Annotated in this window: 13 protein-coding genes and 3 tRNA genes; 3 read left to right on the forward strand and 13 right to left on the reverse strand. The window is 72.2% G+C overall.

What is annotated here, in order from left to right; all coding sequences use genetic code 11:
* Positions 1-6: 6 nt before the first annotated feature.
* The 7 genes from DEU31_RS14300 to leuC all read right to left on the reverse strand — a co-directional run bounded on the left by DEU31_RS14300 (position 7) and on the right by leuC (position 7,001).
* A complete protein-coding gene (locus tag DEU31_RS14300) occupies positions 7-1,122 on the reverse strand; it encodes a D-alanine--D-alanine ligase family protein (protein WP_010552246.1) in 1,116 nt (371 codons plus the stop codon).
* Positions 1,123-1,136: 14 nt separating this feature from the next.
* Complete coding sequence (locus DEU31_RS14305) at positions 1,137-2,144, reverse strand: NAD(P)H-dependent glycerol-3-phosphate dehydrogenase (RefSeq protein ID WP_133677627.1); 1,008 nt, start codon at positions 2,142-2,144, stop codon at positions 1,137-1,139.
* A complete protein-coding gene (locus DEU31_RS14310; protein ID WP_166649525.1) occupies positions 2,141-2,944 on the reverse strand; it encodes a lysophospholipid acyltransferase family protein in 804 nt (267 codons plus the stop codon). The genes DEU31_RS14305 and DEU31_RS14310 overlap by 4 nt, the downstream gene beginning before the upstream one ends.
* Positions 2,944-3,525, reverse strand: a complete 582-nt coding sequence (locus DEU31_RS14315) for a DUF2867 domain-containing protein (RefSeq protein ID WP_166649526.1) — start codon at positions 3,523-3,525, stop codon at positions 2,944-2,946. Before DEU31_RS14315 ends, DEU31_RS14310 begins: the two co-directional genes overlap by 1 nt.
* A complete protein-coding gene (gene murA / locus DEU31_RS14320) occupies positions 3,522-4,844 on the reverse strand; it encodes a UDP-N-acetylglucosamine 1-carboxyvinyltransferase (protein WP_126985166.1) in 1,323 nt (440 codons plus the stop codon). The genes DEU31_RS14315 and murA overlap by 4 nt, the downstream gene beginning before the upstream one ends.
* A 118-nt stretch (positions 4,845-4,962) precedes the next feature.
* Positions 4,963-5,577: a 3-isopropylmalate dehydratase small subunit gene (leuD, locus tag DEU31_RS14325; RefSeq protein WP_010552251.1), complete on the reverse strand. Its 615-nt coding sequence runs from the start codon at positions 5,575-5,577 to the stop codon at positions 4,963-4,965.
* Positions 5,578-5,588: 11 nt separating this feature from the next.
* Entirely contained in the window at positions 5,589-7,001 is a 1,413-nt protein-coding gene (gene leuC, locus DEU31_RS14330; RefSeq protein ID WP_126985164.1) for a 3-isopropylmalate dehydratase large subunit, read from the reverse strand.
* Between the two features lie 138 nt (positions 7,002-7,139).
* Here leuC and DEU31_RS14335 point away from each other — a divergent pair, with 138 nt between their 5' ends.
* On the forward strand, positions 7,140-7,874 hold the full coding sequence (locus DEU31_RS14335) for an IclR family transcriptional regulator (protein WP_010552253.1): 735 nt from the start codon (positions 7,140-7,142) through the stop codon (positions 7,872-7,874).
* Positions 7,875-7,885: 11 nt separating this feature from the next.
* Here the strand turns inward: DEU31_RS14335 and DEU31_RS14340 are convergent, their stop codons facing one another.
* The 6 genes from DEU31_RS14340 to DEU31_RS14365 form a co-directional block, all read right to left on the reverse strand.
* Entirely contained in the window at positions 7,886-8,704 is an 819-nt protein-coding gene (locus tag DEU31_RS14340) for a universal stress protein (protein ID WP_133677628.1), read from the reverse strand.
* Positions 8,705-8,791: 87 nt separating this feature from the next.
* A tRNA-Glu gene (locus DEU31_RS14345) sits at positions 8,792-8,864 on the reverse strand.
* A gap of 29 nt (positions 8,865-8,893) precedes the next feature.
* Positions 8,894-8,966: transfer RNA gene (locus DEU31_RS14350), tRNA-Glu, on the reverse strand.
* A 33-nt stretch (positions 8,967-8,999) separates the two neighbouring features.
* Positions 9,000-9,071 (reverse strand) — tRNA-Gln (locus tag DEU31_RS14355).
* A 189-nt stretch (positions 9,072-9,260) separates the two neighbouring features.
* Entirely contained in the window at positions 9,261-10,778 is a 1,518-nt protein-coding gene (gene gltX / locus DEU31_RS14360; protein ID WP_133677629.1) for a glutamate--tRNA ligase, read from the reverse strand.
* A gap of 32 nt (positions 10,779-10,810) precedes the next feature.
* Positions 10,811-11,590, reverse strand: coding sequence for a fumarylacetoacetate hydrolase family protein (locus DEU31_RS14365; RefSeq protein WP_053916783.1), 780 nt, complete (start codon positions 11,588-11,590; stop codon positions 10,811-10,813).
* A 111-nt stretch (positions 11,591-11,701) separates the two neighbouring features.
* Between DEU31_RS14365 and DEU31_RS14370 the strand changes: the two genes are divergently transcribed.
* Positions 11,702-12,463, forward strand: a complete 762-nt coding sequence (locus DEU31_RS14370) for an SDR family NAD(P)-dependent oxidoreductase (protein WP_133677630.1) — start codon at positions 11,702-11,704, stop codon at positions 12,461-12,463.
* Positions 12,460-13,245 (forward strand): enoyl-CoA hydratase-related protein, encoded by a 786-nt coding sequence (locus tag DEU31_RS14375; RefSeq protein ID WP_010552258.1) that lies wholly within the window; start codon positions 12,460-12,462, stop codon positions 13,243-13,245. The genes DEU31_RS14370 and DEU31_RS14375 overlap by 4 nt, the downstream gene beginning before the upstream one ends.
* Positions 13,246-13,330: the final 85 nt, after the last annotated feature.

Raw genomic sequence — 13,330 nt, forward strand, 5'->3', positions numbered from 1 at the left:
CGAGGCTCAGCGCTGGCCGAGGCGGCGCGAGGCGGCCTGGTCCACGAGATCCGCGATCAGATCGGCGTAGCTCAGCCCCATCGACTCCCACAGCACCGGGAACATCGAGTACGGGGTGAAGCCCGGCATGGTGTTGACCTCGTTGACGATCACGCGGTGATCGGCGGTGACGAACATGTCGACCCGGGCGAGGCCCTCGAGGCCGAGCGCCCCGAAGGCGCGCCGGGCGATCTCGCGGGCCTCCTCGAGCACCCCGTCGGGCAGACCCGCGGGCACGTCGATGCTCACGGTGCCCTTGCCGAAGTACTTCGCCTCGTAGTCGTAGAAGTCGAGGTCGGCGCCGACCTTCACCTCGCCGGGCAGCGTGGTGCGGGGCTCGCCGCCGTCGCGCGCGGCGAGCACGCCGCACTCGATCTCGCGGCCGACGAGGCCCTCCTCGATGAGGACCTTGGGATCCTCGCGGAAGGCGGTCTTCATCGCGTGCTCGAGCTGCGAGGCCACCTCGACGCGGCTGACTCCGAGGCTGGAGCCGGCACGGGCCGGCTTGACGAACCAGGGTCGCGGATGATGCTGCTCGAGATGGGCGAGGACGCGGCCGGCGCCGTCGGCCCAGCGGTCCTCGTGCACGACGATGCCGGGGGCGCACTCGATGCCGGCGGCGCGCAGCGCGACCTTCGTCGCGGCCTTGTCCATCGCGGTGGCCGAGGCGAGGATGCCGGAGCCGACGTAGGGGATGTCGAGCATCTCGAGCATGCCCTGGACGGTGCCGTCCTCGCCGTAGGGACCGTGCAGCAGCGGCCAGACGACGTCGACCTCGGCGAGCGGCTCGACGCGTCCCTCGCGCACCACGCGCAGCGCGGTCCGCTCTCCCGCGCGGTGGCGGGAGGAGGGCAGCAGCACCTCGTCGCCGTCGGCGGCGACCTCGGGGGCGCGGCCGTCGACCATCGTCCAGTCCGAGGGGTCGTCGGAGACGTGGACCCAGCGGCCCTCGGGGGTGATGCCGATCGCGACGACGTCGAAGCGGGTGCGGTCGATCGCGGCGAGGATGCCGCCGGCGGTGATGCACGAGATGCCGTGCTCGCCGCTGCGGCCGCCGAACAGGAGGGCGACGGTGGTGCTCATGAGGTCGAGGGTAATCACTCCGGGCGGACCGAGCGTGACAGCAGGGCCGTGGTGACCTCGTCGATCCTCGCGCCGTGGTCCACGACCGCGACCACCGAGCGGGTGATCGGCATGTCGACGCCGTGGCGTGCGGCGATGTCGGCGACGGCGCGGGCGGTGGCGACGCCCTCGGCGGTCTGTCCCACCTCCGCCGCGGCCGCGGCGACGTCCAGCCCGCGACCGAGCGCGAGGCCGAGACGGTGGTTGCGGCTGAGCGGCGAGGAGCACGTCGCGACGAGGTCGCCCATGCCGGCGAGGCCCGGGAAGGTCTCGCGGCGCCCGCCGAGCGCGACGCCCAGACGGGTGATCTCCGCCAGTCCCCGCGTGATCAAGGAGGCGGTGGTGTTGTGGCCGTGGCCGAGCCCCGTCGCGGCGCCGACGGCGATCGCGATGACGTTCTTCACGGCCCCGGCGACCTCGACCCCGACCACGTCGGTCGAGGTATAGGCGCGCAGGTAGGGCGCGGAGCACCAGGAGGCGAAGGTCTCGGCGAGCTCCTCGTCCGGGGCGGCGACGACACTCGCGCAGGGTCGCCGCTCGGCGATCTCGCCGGAGAGGTTCGGGCCGGAGAGCACGCCCACGAGGGAGGGGTCCGCTCCCCCGGCCCGGGCGAGGATCTCGCTGATCCGGGCGTCGGTGCCGCGCTCGATGCCCTTGGTGAGGGAGAGCACCGGGACGGCGGGGAGGGCGGGCCAGGGGGCGAGGGTCGCGCGCATCGACTGGGCGGGGATCGCGACGACGACGCCGTCGGCGCCCTCGAGCGCGGCGGCGACATCGGCGGTGGCGCGGAGGGTCGCGGGGAGCTCGCGGTCGCCGAGATAGGCGCTGTTGCGGTGCTGCGTCCCGATCTCGCGGGCGACCTCCTCGCGGCGCGCCCAGAGGGTCACCTCGGCGCCGCCGTCGGCGAGGACCTGCGCGAAGGTGGTCCCCCAGCTGCCGGCGCCGAGGACGGTGAGGCGCGGGGCCCTGCGCGGCGCGCTCATCGTCGCGGCTCCGTCGGGGCGCGGAAGCCGGGATCGGTGCGGCCGATCTCGGGGCGGTGGGCGTCCGTGCGCGGGTCGTGGAGGTGATCGGGCGGGGTGAGGCCGCGCAGCTCGCCGAGCAGCGCGGCGATGCGCGCCATCAGCTCCTCGGTGACGCGCAGGGCGGCTTCGTGCTCCGTCTCGCCCTCGCCGACGGCTGCGGTGAAGGGCGCGCCGACGCGCATGCGCACGCGCCGTCCGCGCCCGGGGCGCGGGAGCGGGGAGCCGACGGGCCACAGCCCGCGTCCGCCCCAGGTCGCGATCGGCAGCAGCGGCGCGCCGGTGGACAGGGCGAGGCGGGCCGCGCCGAGCCGGGCCTGCATCGGCCAGAGCTCCGGATCGCGGGTGTAGGTGCCCTCGGGGAAGACCATCAGCAGCTCGCCCCGGGCGAGCGCCTCCCGGGCGGCGTCCAGGGCGTCCCCGGAGCGGCTCGTACCGCGCAGCACCGGGATCTGCCGGGCCGAGCGCAGCAGGGCGCCGAGCACCGGCACGCGGAACAGCGACTCCTTGGCCAGGAAGCGGGGCGCGATCCCGGAGGCCTGCAGGAGGTGACCGTAGCCGAAGGGGTCGAAGGCGCTGAGATGGTTGCCGCAGGCGATCACGGCGCCGGTGGCCGGGAAGTTCTCGGCGCCCTGCCACTGCGGGCGGGAGAGCAGCGTGACCAGGGGGCGCAGCGGGAGCTGCGCGAGGCCGATCACGAGCCCGGCACGACGGGCGGGCTCGCGGGCGGTGCCCACGTCCCAGCTGCGCAGGAGCGGCATCAGCGCGTCGAGGACGGACCGCGACCCAGGGCGCGGCGGGAGACCTGGGAGGTGAGGGAGGCCGCGCGCCGGTCGCCGGACAGCGCCCGGCGGCGGACCGTCGTCGGCGCCCGACGGGCGAGCGTGTTCACGGCCGCGGCGTGCATCAGGCGGCGCGGCGCGAAGGCGAGCCGTCCCCGCACGGTCTTGTACTTCACCGCCGTGGTCACCTGCAGCAGCTCCCCGCCAGGCAGGAGCGCCACGCCGATGCGGACGGCGAGCTTGTCGTCGTCGTCCACGATGAGGGCCTCCGAGCCCACCACCTCGTCGGCCACGAACTCCTTCTGCGGCGGCGGGACCATGTCGAACAGCCGCACCGCCTCGTCGCGCAGGGCGCGCAGGCCGCGGGAGCCGAGCGGGATGTTCTCGTGGGCGAAGATCGCCTCGGCCCACACCCGCGGATCCGACTCCTCGACCCCGCCGGTCGGGACGATCACGACGTCGCAGTAGTCCGGGATCGGGATGTCCCGCAGGGCGAGGGAGCCGGCCGCGCCGGCGATCGGGGTGCCCCCGGTCCCGAGCTCCGCGCGCTCCTCGCTCACTCCTCCCCCTCCCAGTACTCGGCCCCGAGGGCGGTGAGCTTGTCGCGGAAGGACTCGTAGCCGCGATCGATCAGGCCGATGCCGCGGATCGTGGAGACCCCCTCGGCACCGAGCGCCGCGATGAGGTACGAGAAGCCGCCTCGCAGGTCCGGGACGGTGATGTCCGCGGCGTGCAGCGACATCGGGCCCGAGACGACGGCGGAGTGGTTGTAGTTGGAGCGGCCGAAGCGGCAGGAGGAGCCGCCGAGGCACTCGCGGTAGACCTGGATGCGGGCGCCCATGTCGTTGAGCGCGCGGGTGAAGCCCAGGCGGTTCTCGTAGACCGTCTCGTGGAGGATCGAGATGCCGTCGGCCTGGGTGAGGGCGACCACGAGCGGCTGCTGCCAGTCGGTCATGAAGCCGGGGTGCACGTCGGTCTCGAGCGCGATCGCCTTCAGCGGGGTGCCGGGGTGGTAGAAGCGGATGCCGTCCTCGCGGATCTCGATCCCGCCGCCGACCTTGCGGTAGATGTTCAGGAAGGTCGACATCGGCTTCTGCTGCGCTCCGCGCACGAAGACCGAGCCCTTGGTGACCAGTGCCGCGCAGGCCCAGGAGCCCGCCTCGATCCGGTCCGCGAGGGCGACGTGCTCGTAGCCGCCGAGCTCGTCGACGCCCTCGATGGTGATGGTGCGGTCGGTCTGCAGGGAGATGATCGCGCCCATCTTCTGCAGCACCGCGATGAGGTCCTCGATCTCCGGCTCGACCGCGGCGTTGACCAGCTCGGTGACGCCCTGGGCGCGCACCGCGGTGAGCAGCACCTGCTCGGTCGCGCCGACGCTCGGGTACTCGAGGTGGATCTTCGTGCCCTTCAGGCCGTTCGGCGCGGTGATGTGGATGCCCATCTCGCGCTTGTCGACGTGGGCGCCGAAGCTGCGTAGCACGTCGAGGTGGTAGTTGATCGGCCGGTCGCCGATGCGGCAGCCGCCGAGGTCGGGGATGATCGCCTCGCCCAGGCGGTGCAGCAGCGGGCCGCAGAAGAGGATCGGGATGCGGGAGCTGCCGGCGTGGGCGTCGATGTCGGCCACGTGGGCCCGCTCGACGTTCGAGGGGTCCAGGCGCAGCTCGCCGCCGGCGACATCGTGCTCGATCTTCACGCCGTGGATCGACAGCAGGTTCGAGACGATCCGGACGTCGGAGATGTCGGGGACGGAGCGGAGCACGCTCGGCGAGGTGCCCAGCAGCGCGGCGACCATCGCCTTGGAGACCAGGTTCTTGGCGCCGCGGACGGTGATCTCGCCGTCGAGCGGGCGCCCGCCGCGCACGTGGAATGTGGAGCTCATGGTGTCCTTGCCTGGAGGGACGGACGTCAGCACGCCCATATCTGACCGGCTCACCATACCGGAGCGGCCTGCCCGCCCCGTGGGAGGGGCGGGCAGGCCGCGAGGATGAGGTGGGACCTCAGTGCGTATCGGCGGTGCGGGCCGGCAGCGTCTTCGGCATCCAGGAGGGGCGCTTCTGCTCGAAGGCGGTGATGTCCTCCTCGTGGCGGAGGGTGAGGCCGATGTCGTCCAGGCCCTCCATCAGACGCCAGCGGGTGTAATCGTCGATCTCGAAGCGGAACGTCGAGTCGCCCGCGCTGACCTGACGGTTCTCGAGGTCCACGGTCACCTCGGTGCCCGGGGTCTCCTCGAGGATCTTCCACAGCTGCTCGATGTCGTCCTGGGCGAGGATCCCGGCGACCAGGCCCTGCTTGCCGGAGTTGCCGCGGAAGATCTCCGCGAAGCGGGTCGAGAGCACCGCCTTGAAGCCGTAGTCGCGCAGCGCCCACACGGCGTGCTCGCGGGAGGAGCCGGTACCGAAGTCGGGGCCGGCCACGAGCACGGAGCCCTGCGCGTAGGCGGGCTTGTTCAGCACGAACTCGGGGTCGTTGGTGCGCCAGGCGTGGAACAGGCCGTCGTCGAAGCCGGTCTTGGTGACGCGCTTGAGGTAGACGGCGGGGATGATCTGGTCGGTGTCGACGTTGCTGCGACGCAGCGGGACGCCGATGCCGGTGTGCGTGGTGAAGGCTTCCATGGCGGGGCTCCTCAGGCGTGGGTCAGCAGGTCGGACGGGGAGGACAGGGTGCCGCGCACAGCGGTGGCGGCGGCGACGACGGGCGAGACGAGGTGGGTGCGCCCGCCCTTGCCCTGCCGGCCCTCGAAGTTGCGGTTGGAGGTGGAGGCGGCCCGCTCGCCCGGGGCGAGCTGGTCGGGGTTCATGCCCAGGCACATCGAGCAGCCGGCCTGGCGCCACTCGGCGCCGAAGTCGAGGAACACCTTGTCCAGGCCCTCCTGCTCGGCCTGGAGGCGCACGCGGGCGGAGCCCGGCACGACCAGGACGCGCACGTCGGGGTGCTTGGTGCGACCCTCGAGCACGGAGGCGAAGGCGCGCAGGTCCTCGATGCGGCCGTTGGTGCACGAGCCCATGAAGACGGTGTCGACCTTGATGTCCTTCAGCGCCGTGCCGGGGACGAGATCCATGTACTCCAGCGCCCGCTCGGCGGCGTAGCGGTCGGTCTCGTCGACGAAGTCCTCCGGGGCGGGGACCGCGGCGGACAGCGGCAGGCCCTGGCCGGGGTTGGTGCCCCAGGTGACGAAGGGCTCGAGCTCGTCGGCGTCGATGACGACCTCGGCGTCGAAGGTCGCGTCGTCGTCGGTGCGCAGGGTCCTCCAGTACTCGACGGCCTCGTCCCAGTCCTTCCCCTGCGGGGCGTGGGGACGGCCCTTGACGTACTCGAAGGTGGTCTCGTCCGGGGCGATCATGCCGGCGCGGGCGCCGGCCTCGATGGACATGTTGCAGATCGTCATGCGGCCCTCCATGGAGAGCTCGCGGATCGCCTCGCCGCGGTACTCGAGCACGTAGCCCGCGCCGCCGCCGGTGCCGATCTTCGCGATCACGGCGAGGATGATGTCCTTCGCGGTGACGCCCGGCTTCAGGGAGCCGGTGACGGTGACCGCCATGGTCTTGAAGGGGGTCAGCGGCAGGGTCTGGGTGGCCAGCACGTGCTCCACCTCGGAGGTGCCGATGCCGAAGGCCAGCGCGCCGAACGCGCCGTGGGTCGAGGTGTGCGAGTCGCCGCACACGACGGTGATGCCGGGCATGGTCAGCCCCAGCTGCGGTCCCACGACGTGGACGATGCCCTGATCCTTGTCACCGAGGGAGTGGATGCGCACGCCGAACTCCTCGGCGTTGCGGCGCAGCGTGTCGATCTGGGTGCGCGAGGTGATGTCCGCGATCGGCTTGTCGATGTCGATCGTGGGGGTGTTGTGGTCCTCGGTCGCGAGGGTCTGATCGATGCGGCGGGGCTCGCGCCCCTCCTGGCGCAGGCCGTCGAAGGCCTGCGGGCTCGTGACCTCGTGCAGGAGCTGGAGGTCGATGTAGAGCAGATCCGGCTCGCCGTTCTCACCGCGGCGGACCACGTGATCCGCCCACACCTTCTCCGCGAGGGTCCCCGCCATGTCGATCCTTCCCTGCATCCTTCGTGGGGATGCGTGCTGATGCGCCGTCGCACCCGGTCTCGGGCGCTGCACTCATCGTGGGCGGGTCCACGATCCGATGCACTTGCGTCTCACTCAATAAGACGGCAATATCGGAGCATGGACAACACCCCGGAGGAGAACGGAAGCGGCGTCGGCGTGCTCGACAAGGCCGCCGTCGTGCTCGGCGCCCTCGAGGCCGGCCCTGCCACCCTCGCCCAGCTCGTGCAGTCGACGGGACTGGCCCGCCCCACCGCGCACCGCCTCGCGGTGGCGCTCGAGTACCACCATCTGGTGGCCCGTGACATGCAGGGCCGCTTCATCCTCGGTCCGCGCCTCGGCGAGCTCGCCGCGGCCGCCGGCGAGGACCGGCTGCTGGCCTCGGCCGGGCCCGTGCTCGCGGCCCTGCGGGACCACACCGGGGAGTCCGCGCAGCTGTACCGCCGCCAGGGCGACCACCGCATCTGCGTGGCCGCCGCCGAGCGGCCGATCGGCCTGCGCGACTCGGTCCCGCTCGGGGCGGCGCTGACGATGCGGGCGGGCTCCGCCGCGCAGATCCTGCTGGCCTGGGAGGAGCCGGACCGGCTCCACCGGGGCCTGCTCGGGGCGCGCTTCACCGCGACCCAGCTCTCGGCGGTGCGCCGTCGCGGCTGGGCGCAGTCGATCGGTGAGCGCGAGCCGGGCGTCGGCTCCGTCTCCGCGCCGGTGCGCGGGCCGAACGGACGCGTGGTCGCGGCGCTGAGCATCTCCGGGCCGATCGAGCGGATCACCCGTCAGCCGGGCCGGCTCCATGCCCCGTCCGTGATGAGTTCGGCGAACCATCTCACCGAGCTGCTGCGCCGAGCCGGCGCCTGATCACCCGCGCCTCACTCCCGCTCGATCCACACGGGCGTGTTGGCGTAGCGCAGCACGTTCACGAGCTGGCGCGGCGCGGCGATCTTCCCGGAGCCGCCCTCGTCCCGCTCCCCCGCCACGACCATGACGCTCGCGTTCTCGCTGGCCTCGACCAGCTGCTTGGCGTTGTCGGAGGTCGCCACGGCCACGTCCTTCACGAAGACCGAGGGGTGGCTGAGCGCGATCCGCTGCGCCGTGGCGGCAAGGATCTCCTGGGCCTGCTCGGGCGAGGTGCCCGGCCGCACCACGAGGTGGATGTCCCGTCCGTAGGCCTCCGCGAGGTCGGCGGCGCGGGCCACCACCTCGGTCGAGCTCTCATGGTGCACGAGGCCGACGGGGCCGTCGCCGTCGATGTTCCCCCGCACCACCACGACGGGGCAGTGGGCGCGGGCGGCGAGGGCGAGACTCTTGGAGCCGACGATGAGGGTCATCAGCCGGCCCAGTCCCCGCCCGCCGAGGACCAGCAGGTCCGAGCCCTGGCTCGCGTGGACCAGGACCGGCACGGAGTTGCCGTCGATCACCTCGGTGGTGATCTCGACCTCGGGGGCCCGCTCCCGCGCGAGTTCGGCGGCCTCGCGCAGCAGGGTGTCGGCCGCACTGCGGAAGCCGGAGCCCGGCATCCCGGAGATCGGGTCGACGTTGACGTCGAGCTCGGTCCACACGAAGGCGTGGACGAGATGGAGGGCGCCGCCGACGGTGGCGGCATGGCGTGCGGCCCAGCGGACCGCCTGATCGGACTCGTCCGCGTCGAAGACGCCGACCGTGATCTTCGGAGCTTCTGTGTGCGTCATGTCACGACGATACTCTGTCGGGGCCGCCCGCCGACAGGACCTCGGAATGCAGAAGGAGCCGGCACCAGTGGTGCCGGCTCCTGCTCGTACCCCGTACCGGATTTGAACCGGTGTTACCGCCGTGAGAGGGCGACGTCCTGGGCCGCTAGACGAACGGGGCGGGTGCGAGATCCAGTGGATCTCGCCTCGTACCCCGTACCGGATTTGAACCGGTGTTACCGCCGTGAGAGGGCGACGTCCTAGGCCGCTAGACGAACGGGGCGCGGACCGCGCAGCGGATGATCGCTGCGAAGCGCTGGGGTACCAGGACTCGAACCTAGAATGACGGTACCAGAAACCGTTGTGTTGCCAATTACACCATACCCCATGGTAAGAAGCACTTTCCGCAGCCCTTCACGTTCCGTTCCCCGGTGGTTCCCGTGGACTTCCCGCGCTGTTCTGCGTGCCGTACCGAGTGAAGACTCTACCGGCTTCTCCCGCGGAGCACAAAGCGAGAGGGCCCTTTCGGGCTGTGAGGCTCGGCACGCTGTCCTGCCGGGCCCCACAGCCCTGCCGCTCAGGCCTCCGCCGCGAGGCGCTCGCGCAGGGCGCGCAGGCGCACGAGGCTCGAGGAGCGGCCCAGCAGCTCCATGGACTCGAACAGGGGCGGGGAGATGCGCCGGCCGGAGATCGCGGCGCGCAGCGGCCCGAAGGCGAGCCGGGGCTTGATGCCCATGTCGTCCACGATCGCGCCGCGCAGGGCCGGCTCGAGCGCCGCGGCCGTGAACGCGTCCTCCGCGATCGCCTCGACCTCCAAGATCGCGCGGTCGAGCACCGCGACGGGGTCGTCGCCGAGCTTCTTGGTCGCGTCGTCCTGGACCACGAGGTCCTCGTCGGCCACGAAGAGGAAGCCCATCAGGTCGCTCGCCTCGCCGAGGAGGTTCATGCGGGTCTGCACCAGCGGCGCCGCGGCGACGACGAGGGCTCGCTGCTCCTCGGTGACGGCCTCGCCGAGCACTCCCCCGGACTGCAGGTACGGGATGAGCCGCTCGACGAAGACGTCCTCGGGGAGCAGACGGATGTGGTCGGCGTTGATGGCGGTGGCCTTCTTCAGGTCCACGCGCGCCGGGTTCGGGTTCACGTCGGAGGCATCGAAGCGCTCGACGAGCTGCTCGCGGCTGAAGATGTCCTCGTCGGCGCTGAAGCCCCAGCCGAGCAGGGCGAGGTAGTTGACCATGCCCTCGGGGATGAAGCCCTGCTCCCGGTAGAGGAAGAGGTCAGCCTGCGGGTCGCGCTTGGAGAGCTTCTTGTTCCCCTCCCCCATCACGTAGGGGAGGTGGCCGAACTCGGGCACGCGCTCGGCGACGCCGATCTCGATCAGCGCCCGGTAGAGCGCGATCTGGCGCGGGGTGGAGGAGAGGATGTCCTCGCCGCGCAGCACATGGGTGATGCGCATGAGGGCGTCGTCCACGGGGTTGACCAGGGTGTAGAGCGGCTGGCCGTTCGCGCGCACGACGACGAAGTCGGGCGTGGAGCCGGCCTTGAAGGTGATCTCGCCGCGCACCATGTCGGTGAAGGTGATGTCCTCCTGCGGCATGCGCAGTCGCCAGGTGGGCTCGCGGCCCTCGGCGCGGAAGGCGGCCTTCTGCTCCTCGGTGAGGTCGCGGTCGTGGCCGTCGTAGCCGAGCTGCGGGTCGCGGCCGGCGGCGCGGTGGCGCTCGGCGATCTCCTCCGCGGTGGAGAAGGACTCGTAGATGTGCCCGGACTCCTTCAGCCTGGCGATCACGTCCTGGTAGATCTCGCCGCGCTGGGACTGGCGGTAGGGGCCGTCCGGGCCGCCGACCTCGACGCCCTCGTCCCAGTCGATGCCGAGCCAGCGCATGGCGTCGAGCAGCTGGTGGTAGGACTCCTCGCTGTCGCGGGCGGCGTCGGTGTCCTCGATGCGGAAGACGAGCTTGCCGCCGTGGTGGCGGGCGTGGGCCCAGTTGAACAGGGCGGTGCGCACCATGCCGACGTGCGGGGTGCCGGTAGGGCTGGGACAGAAGCGGACGCGGACCTCGTCGGGGGTCGAGGCAAATGCGGGGGTGGTGGTCACGAAGGGTTCTCCCTGGAGGTTCGGGGGCGGGCTCAGCGGCGCACGAGGGGGTTGGACAGGGTCCCGATCCCCTCGATCTCGACGTCGATCCGGGCGCCGGGCTCGACGGTGCGGACGCCGGCGGGGGTGCCGGTGAGCACGATGTCGCCGGGCAGGAGGGTCACGACGGAGGAGATCTCGGCGATCAGCTCGGGCACGCCGCGCACCATGTCGGCCGTGGAGCCGGACTGGGCGGTCTCGTCGTCGACGCGGGAGGAGATCGCCAGTCCTGCGGCAGGATCGAGATCGGTCTCGATCCAGGGCCCGATCGGGCAGGAGGTGTCGAAGGCCTTGGCGCGGAACCACTGGTCCTCGGCGCGCTGGGAGTCCCGGGCCGTGAGGTCGTTCGCGCAGGTGTATCCCAGCACGTGGTCGGCGACCTGCTCGGGCGCGAGGTCCTTGGCCATCCGCTTGATGACCACGGCCAGCTCCGCCTCGAGGCTCACCTCCTGGCTGTAGGAGGGGACGACCACGGGGTCGCCGGGGCCGACGACGGCGGTGTTGGGCTTGAGGAAGTACAGGGCCTGGTCGGGCACCTCGTTGCCGAGCTCGGCGGCGTGGGCGGCGTAGTTCCGGCCGACGCACACCACCTTCGAGCGCGGGATGACGGGGGCGAGCAGCCGCACGTCCTCGAGCGGGAGGATCTTCCCGGTGGGGCGGATCTCTGTGTACAGGGGATCACCGGTGATGCCGTAGACCATGTCCTGGCCGTCCTTCTCCTGGACGATGCCGAACATCGGGTCTTCGCCGGTGGTGAATCGGGCGATGCGCATGCGCGCCAGTCTAGGCGCTCGCCCGCGGCCGCCCCGAAGCGGGGGCGGCGGGATAGGCTCGCGCGCAGACGGACCGATCGCGCGACGGAGCGCGAGGAAGGCGGCAGACCGATGGATGTCGCAGGGAATGTCGCACTCGTGACCGGGGGCGCCTCAGGCCTGGGGCTCGCGACCGGGGAGGCACTGGCCGCGGCCGGCGCCCACGTGGTGCTCGTGGACCTGCCGGGCTCAGACGGCAAGGTCGTCGCCGAGCGGCTCGGCGGCGGGGCGCGCTTCGTCGCGGCCGACGTGACCGACGAAGCGCAGGTGCGGGAGGCCGTGGAGCTCGCTGTATCGCTCGGTCCGCTGCGAGTGGTCGTCAGCTGCGCCGGGATCGTGCAGGCGAAGCGGCTGGTGGGCCGCGACGGACTGATGCCGCTGACGGGCTTCGAGCAGGTGGTGCGCGTGAACCTGCTGGGCACGGTGACGGTGATGGGCGTCGCCGCCGAGGCGATGCAGTCGGTGCCGCAGCTGGGCGAGGAGCGCGGGGTCGTCGTGAACACGGCGTCGGTGGCCGCCTTCGACGGGCAGATCGGGCAGACGGCCTATGCGGCCTCCAAGGGCGCCGTCGCCTCGCTCACGCTGCCCGCCGCCCGGGAGCTCGCCGCCTCGAGGATCCGGGTGATGGCGATCGCGCCGGGCACCTTCGAGACGCCGATGATGGCGGGGCTGTCCGAGGAGGTGCGCGACTCCCTCGCGGCGCAGGTCCCGCATCCGAGCCGGCTGGGCCGGCCCGCGGAGTACGCGGCGCTGGTGCGGCACATCGTGGAGAACCCGATGCTCAACGGCGAGGTGATCCGTCTCGACGGGGCGATCAGGATGGGTCCGCGATGAGCGGAGGGGAGCTGGTGCTGACCGCACAGCACGAGCATGTCCGTGTGCTGACGCTGCACCGCCCAGAGGCGCTGAACGCGGTCGACGACGCCCTCGCCACCGCGCTCGGTGACGCGGTCGCGGAGGCCGAGGCGGATCCGGCGACGCGGGTGATCGTGCTGACCGGGGCAGGCCGGGCGTTCTGCGCCGGGATGGACCTCAAGGCCTTCGCCCGCGGGGAGAGCGCCCACTCCCGCACCCGGCCCGAGCGGGGCTTCGCGGGGATCGCGGGGCATCTGGTCTCCGTGCCCGTGATCGCGGCGGTGAACGGTCCGGCCGTCGGACTCGGGGCGGAGCTGGTGCTCGCGAGCGACCTGGCGCTGATCGATCCGGCGGCGCATCTGGCGCTGCCCGAGGTGCGTCGCGGGCTGATCGCGGTGGCGGGCGGGGCGATGCGCCTCCCGCAGCAGGTGCCGCCCAAGCTCGCGCTCGAGAAGCTGCTGACCGGGGACCGGATCTCGCCGCAGGAGGCCCTGGAGTGGGGGCTGGTCAACTCCGTGAGCGCGCCCGGTGCGGTCCTCGTGGAGGCGCTCGCGCTGGCTGAGCGGATCGCCGCGAACGCGCCGCTCGGGGTGCGGGCCACGAAGGATCTCGTGCACTCGACGGTGCACGAGGACAGCTGGGGGCGGCCGGCGTGGCGGCGGATCCGGGAGGCCCAGCAGCGCGTGTTCTCGAGCGAGGATGCCGCCGAGGGCGCGGCGGCCTTCGCCGAGAAGCGGGAGCCGCAATGGGAAGGGCGGTGAGCCCGCTGCGCGGCAGGGCGCAGGACCGTGGGCTGGACCCCGCCGCCGCACTCCCCTATGCTTGAATCGTCAATCATTCTAGCGG

The sequence above is a fragment of the Brachybacterium sp. AG952 genome, assembly GCF_004362645.1.
In the GTDB taxonomy this organism is placed as follows: domain Bacteria; phylum Actinomycetota; class Actinomycetes; order Actinomycetales; family Dermabacteraceae; genus Brachybacterium; species Brachybacterium conglomeratum.

Excerpts from the sequence above, each read along its gene's own strand:
- DEU31_RS14300 (WP_010552246.1), bottom strand. The coding sequence starts at position 1,122 with ATGAGCACCACCGTCGCCCTCCTGTTCGGCGGCCGCAGCGGCGAGCAC.
- DEU31_RS14305 (WP_133677627.1), bottom strand. The coding sequence starts at position 2,144 with ATGAGCGCGCCGCGCAGGGCCCCGCGCCTCACCGTCCTCGGCGCCGGC.
- DEU31_RS14310 (WP_166649525.1), bottom strand. The coding sequence starts at position 2,944 with ATGCCGCTCCTGCGCAGCTGGGACGTGGGCACCGCCCGCGAGCCCGCC.
- murA (WP_126985166.1), bottom strand. The coding sequence starts at position 4,844 with ATGAGCTCCACATTCCACGTGCGCGGCGGGCGCCCGCTCGACGGCGAG.
- leuD (WP_010552251.1), bottom strand. The coding sequence starts at position 5,577 with ATGGAAGCCTTCACCACGCACACCGGCATCGGCGTCCCGCTGCGTCGC.
- leuC (WP_126985164.1), bottom strand. The coding sequence starts at position 7,001 with ATGGCGGGGACCCTCGCGGAGAAGGTGTGGGCGGATCACGTGGTCCGC.
- DEU31_RS14335 (WP_010552253.1), top strand. The coding sequence starts at position 7,140 with ATGGACAACACCCCGGAGGAGAACGGAAGCGGCGTCGGCGTGCTCGAC.
- DEU31_RS14340 (WP_133677628.1), bottom strand. The coding sequence starts at position 8,704 with ATGACGCACACAGAAGCTCCGAAGATCACGGTCGGCGTCTTCGACGCG.
- DEU31_RS14365 (WP_053916783.1), bottom strand. The coding sequence starts at position 11,590 with ATGCGCATCGCCCGATTCACCACCGGCGAAGACCCGATGTTCGGCATC.
- DEU31_RS14370 (WP_133677630.1), top strand. The coding sequence starts at position 11,702 with ATGGATGTCGCAGGGAATGTCGCACTCGTGACCGGGGGCGCCTCAGGC.
- DEU31_RS14375 (WP_010552258.1), top strand. The coding sequence starts at position 12,460 with ATGAGCGGAGGGGAGCTGGTGCTGACCGCACAGCACGAGCATGTCCGT.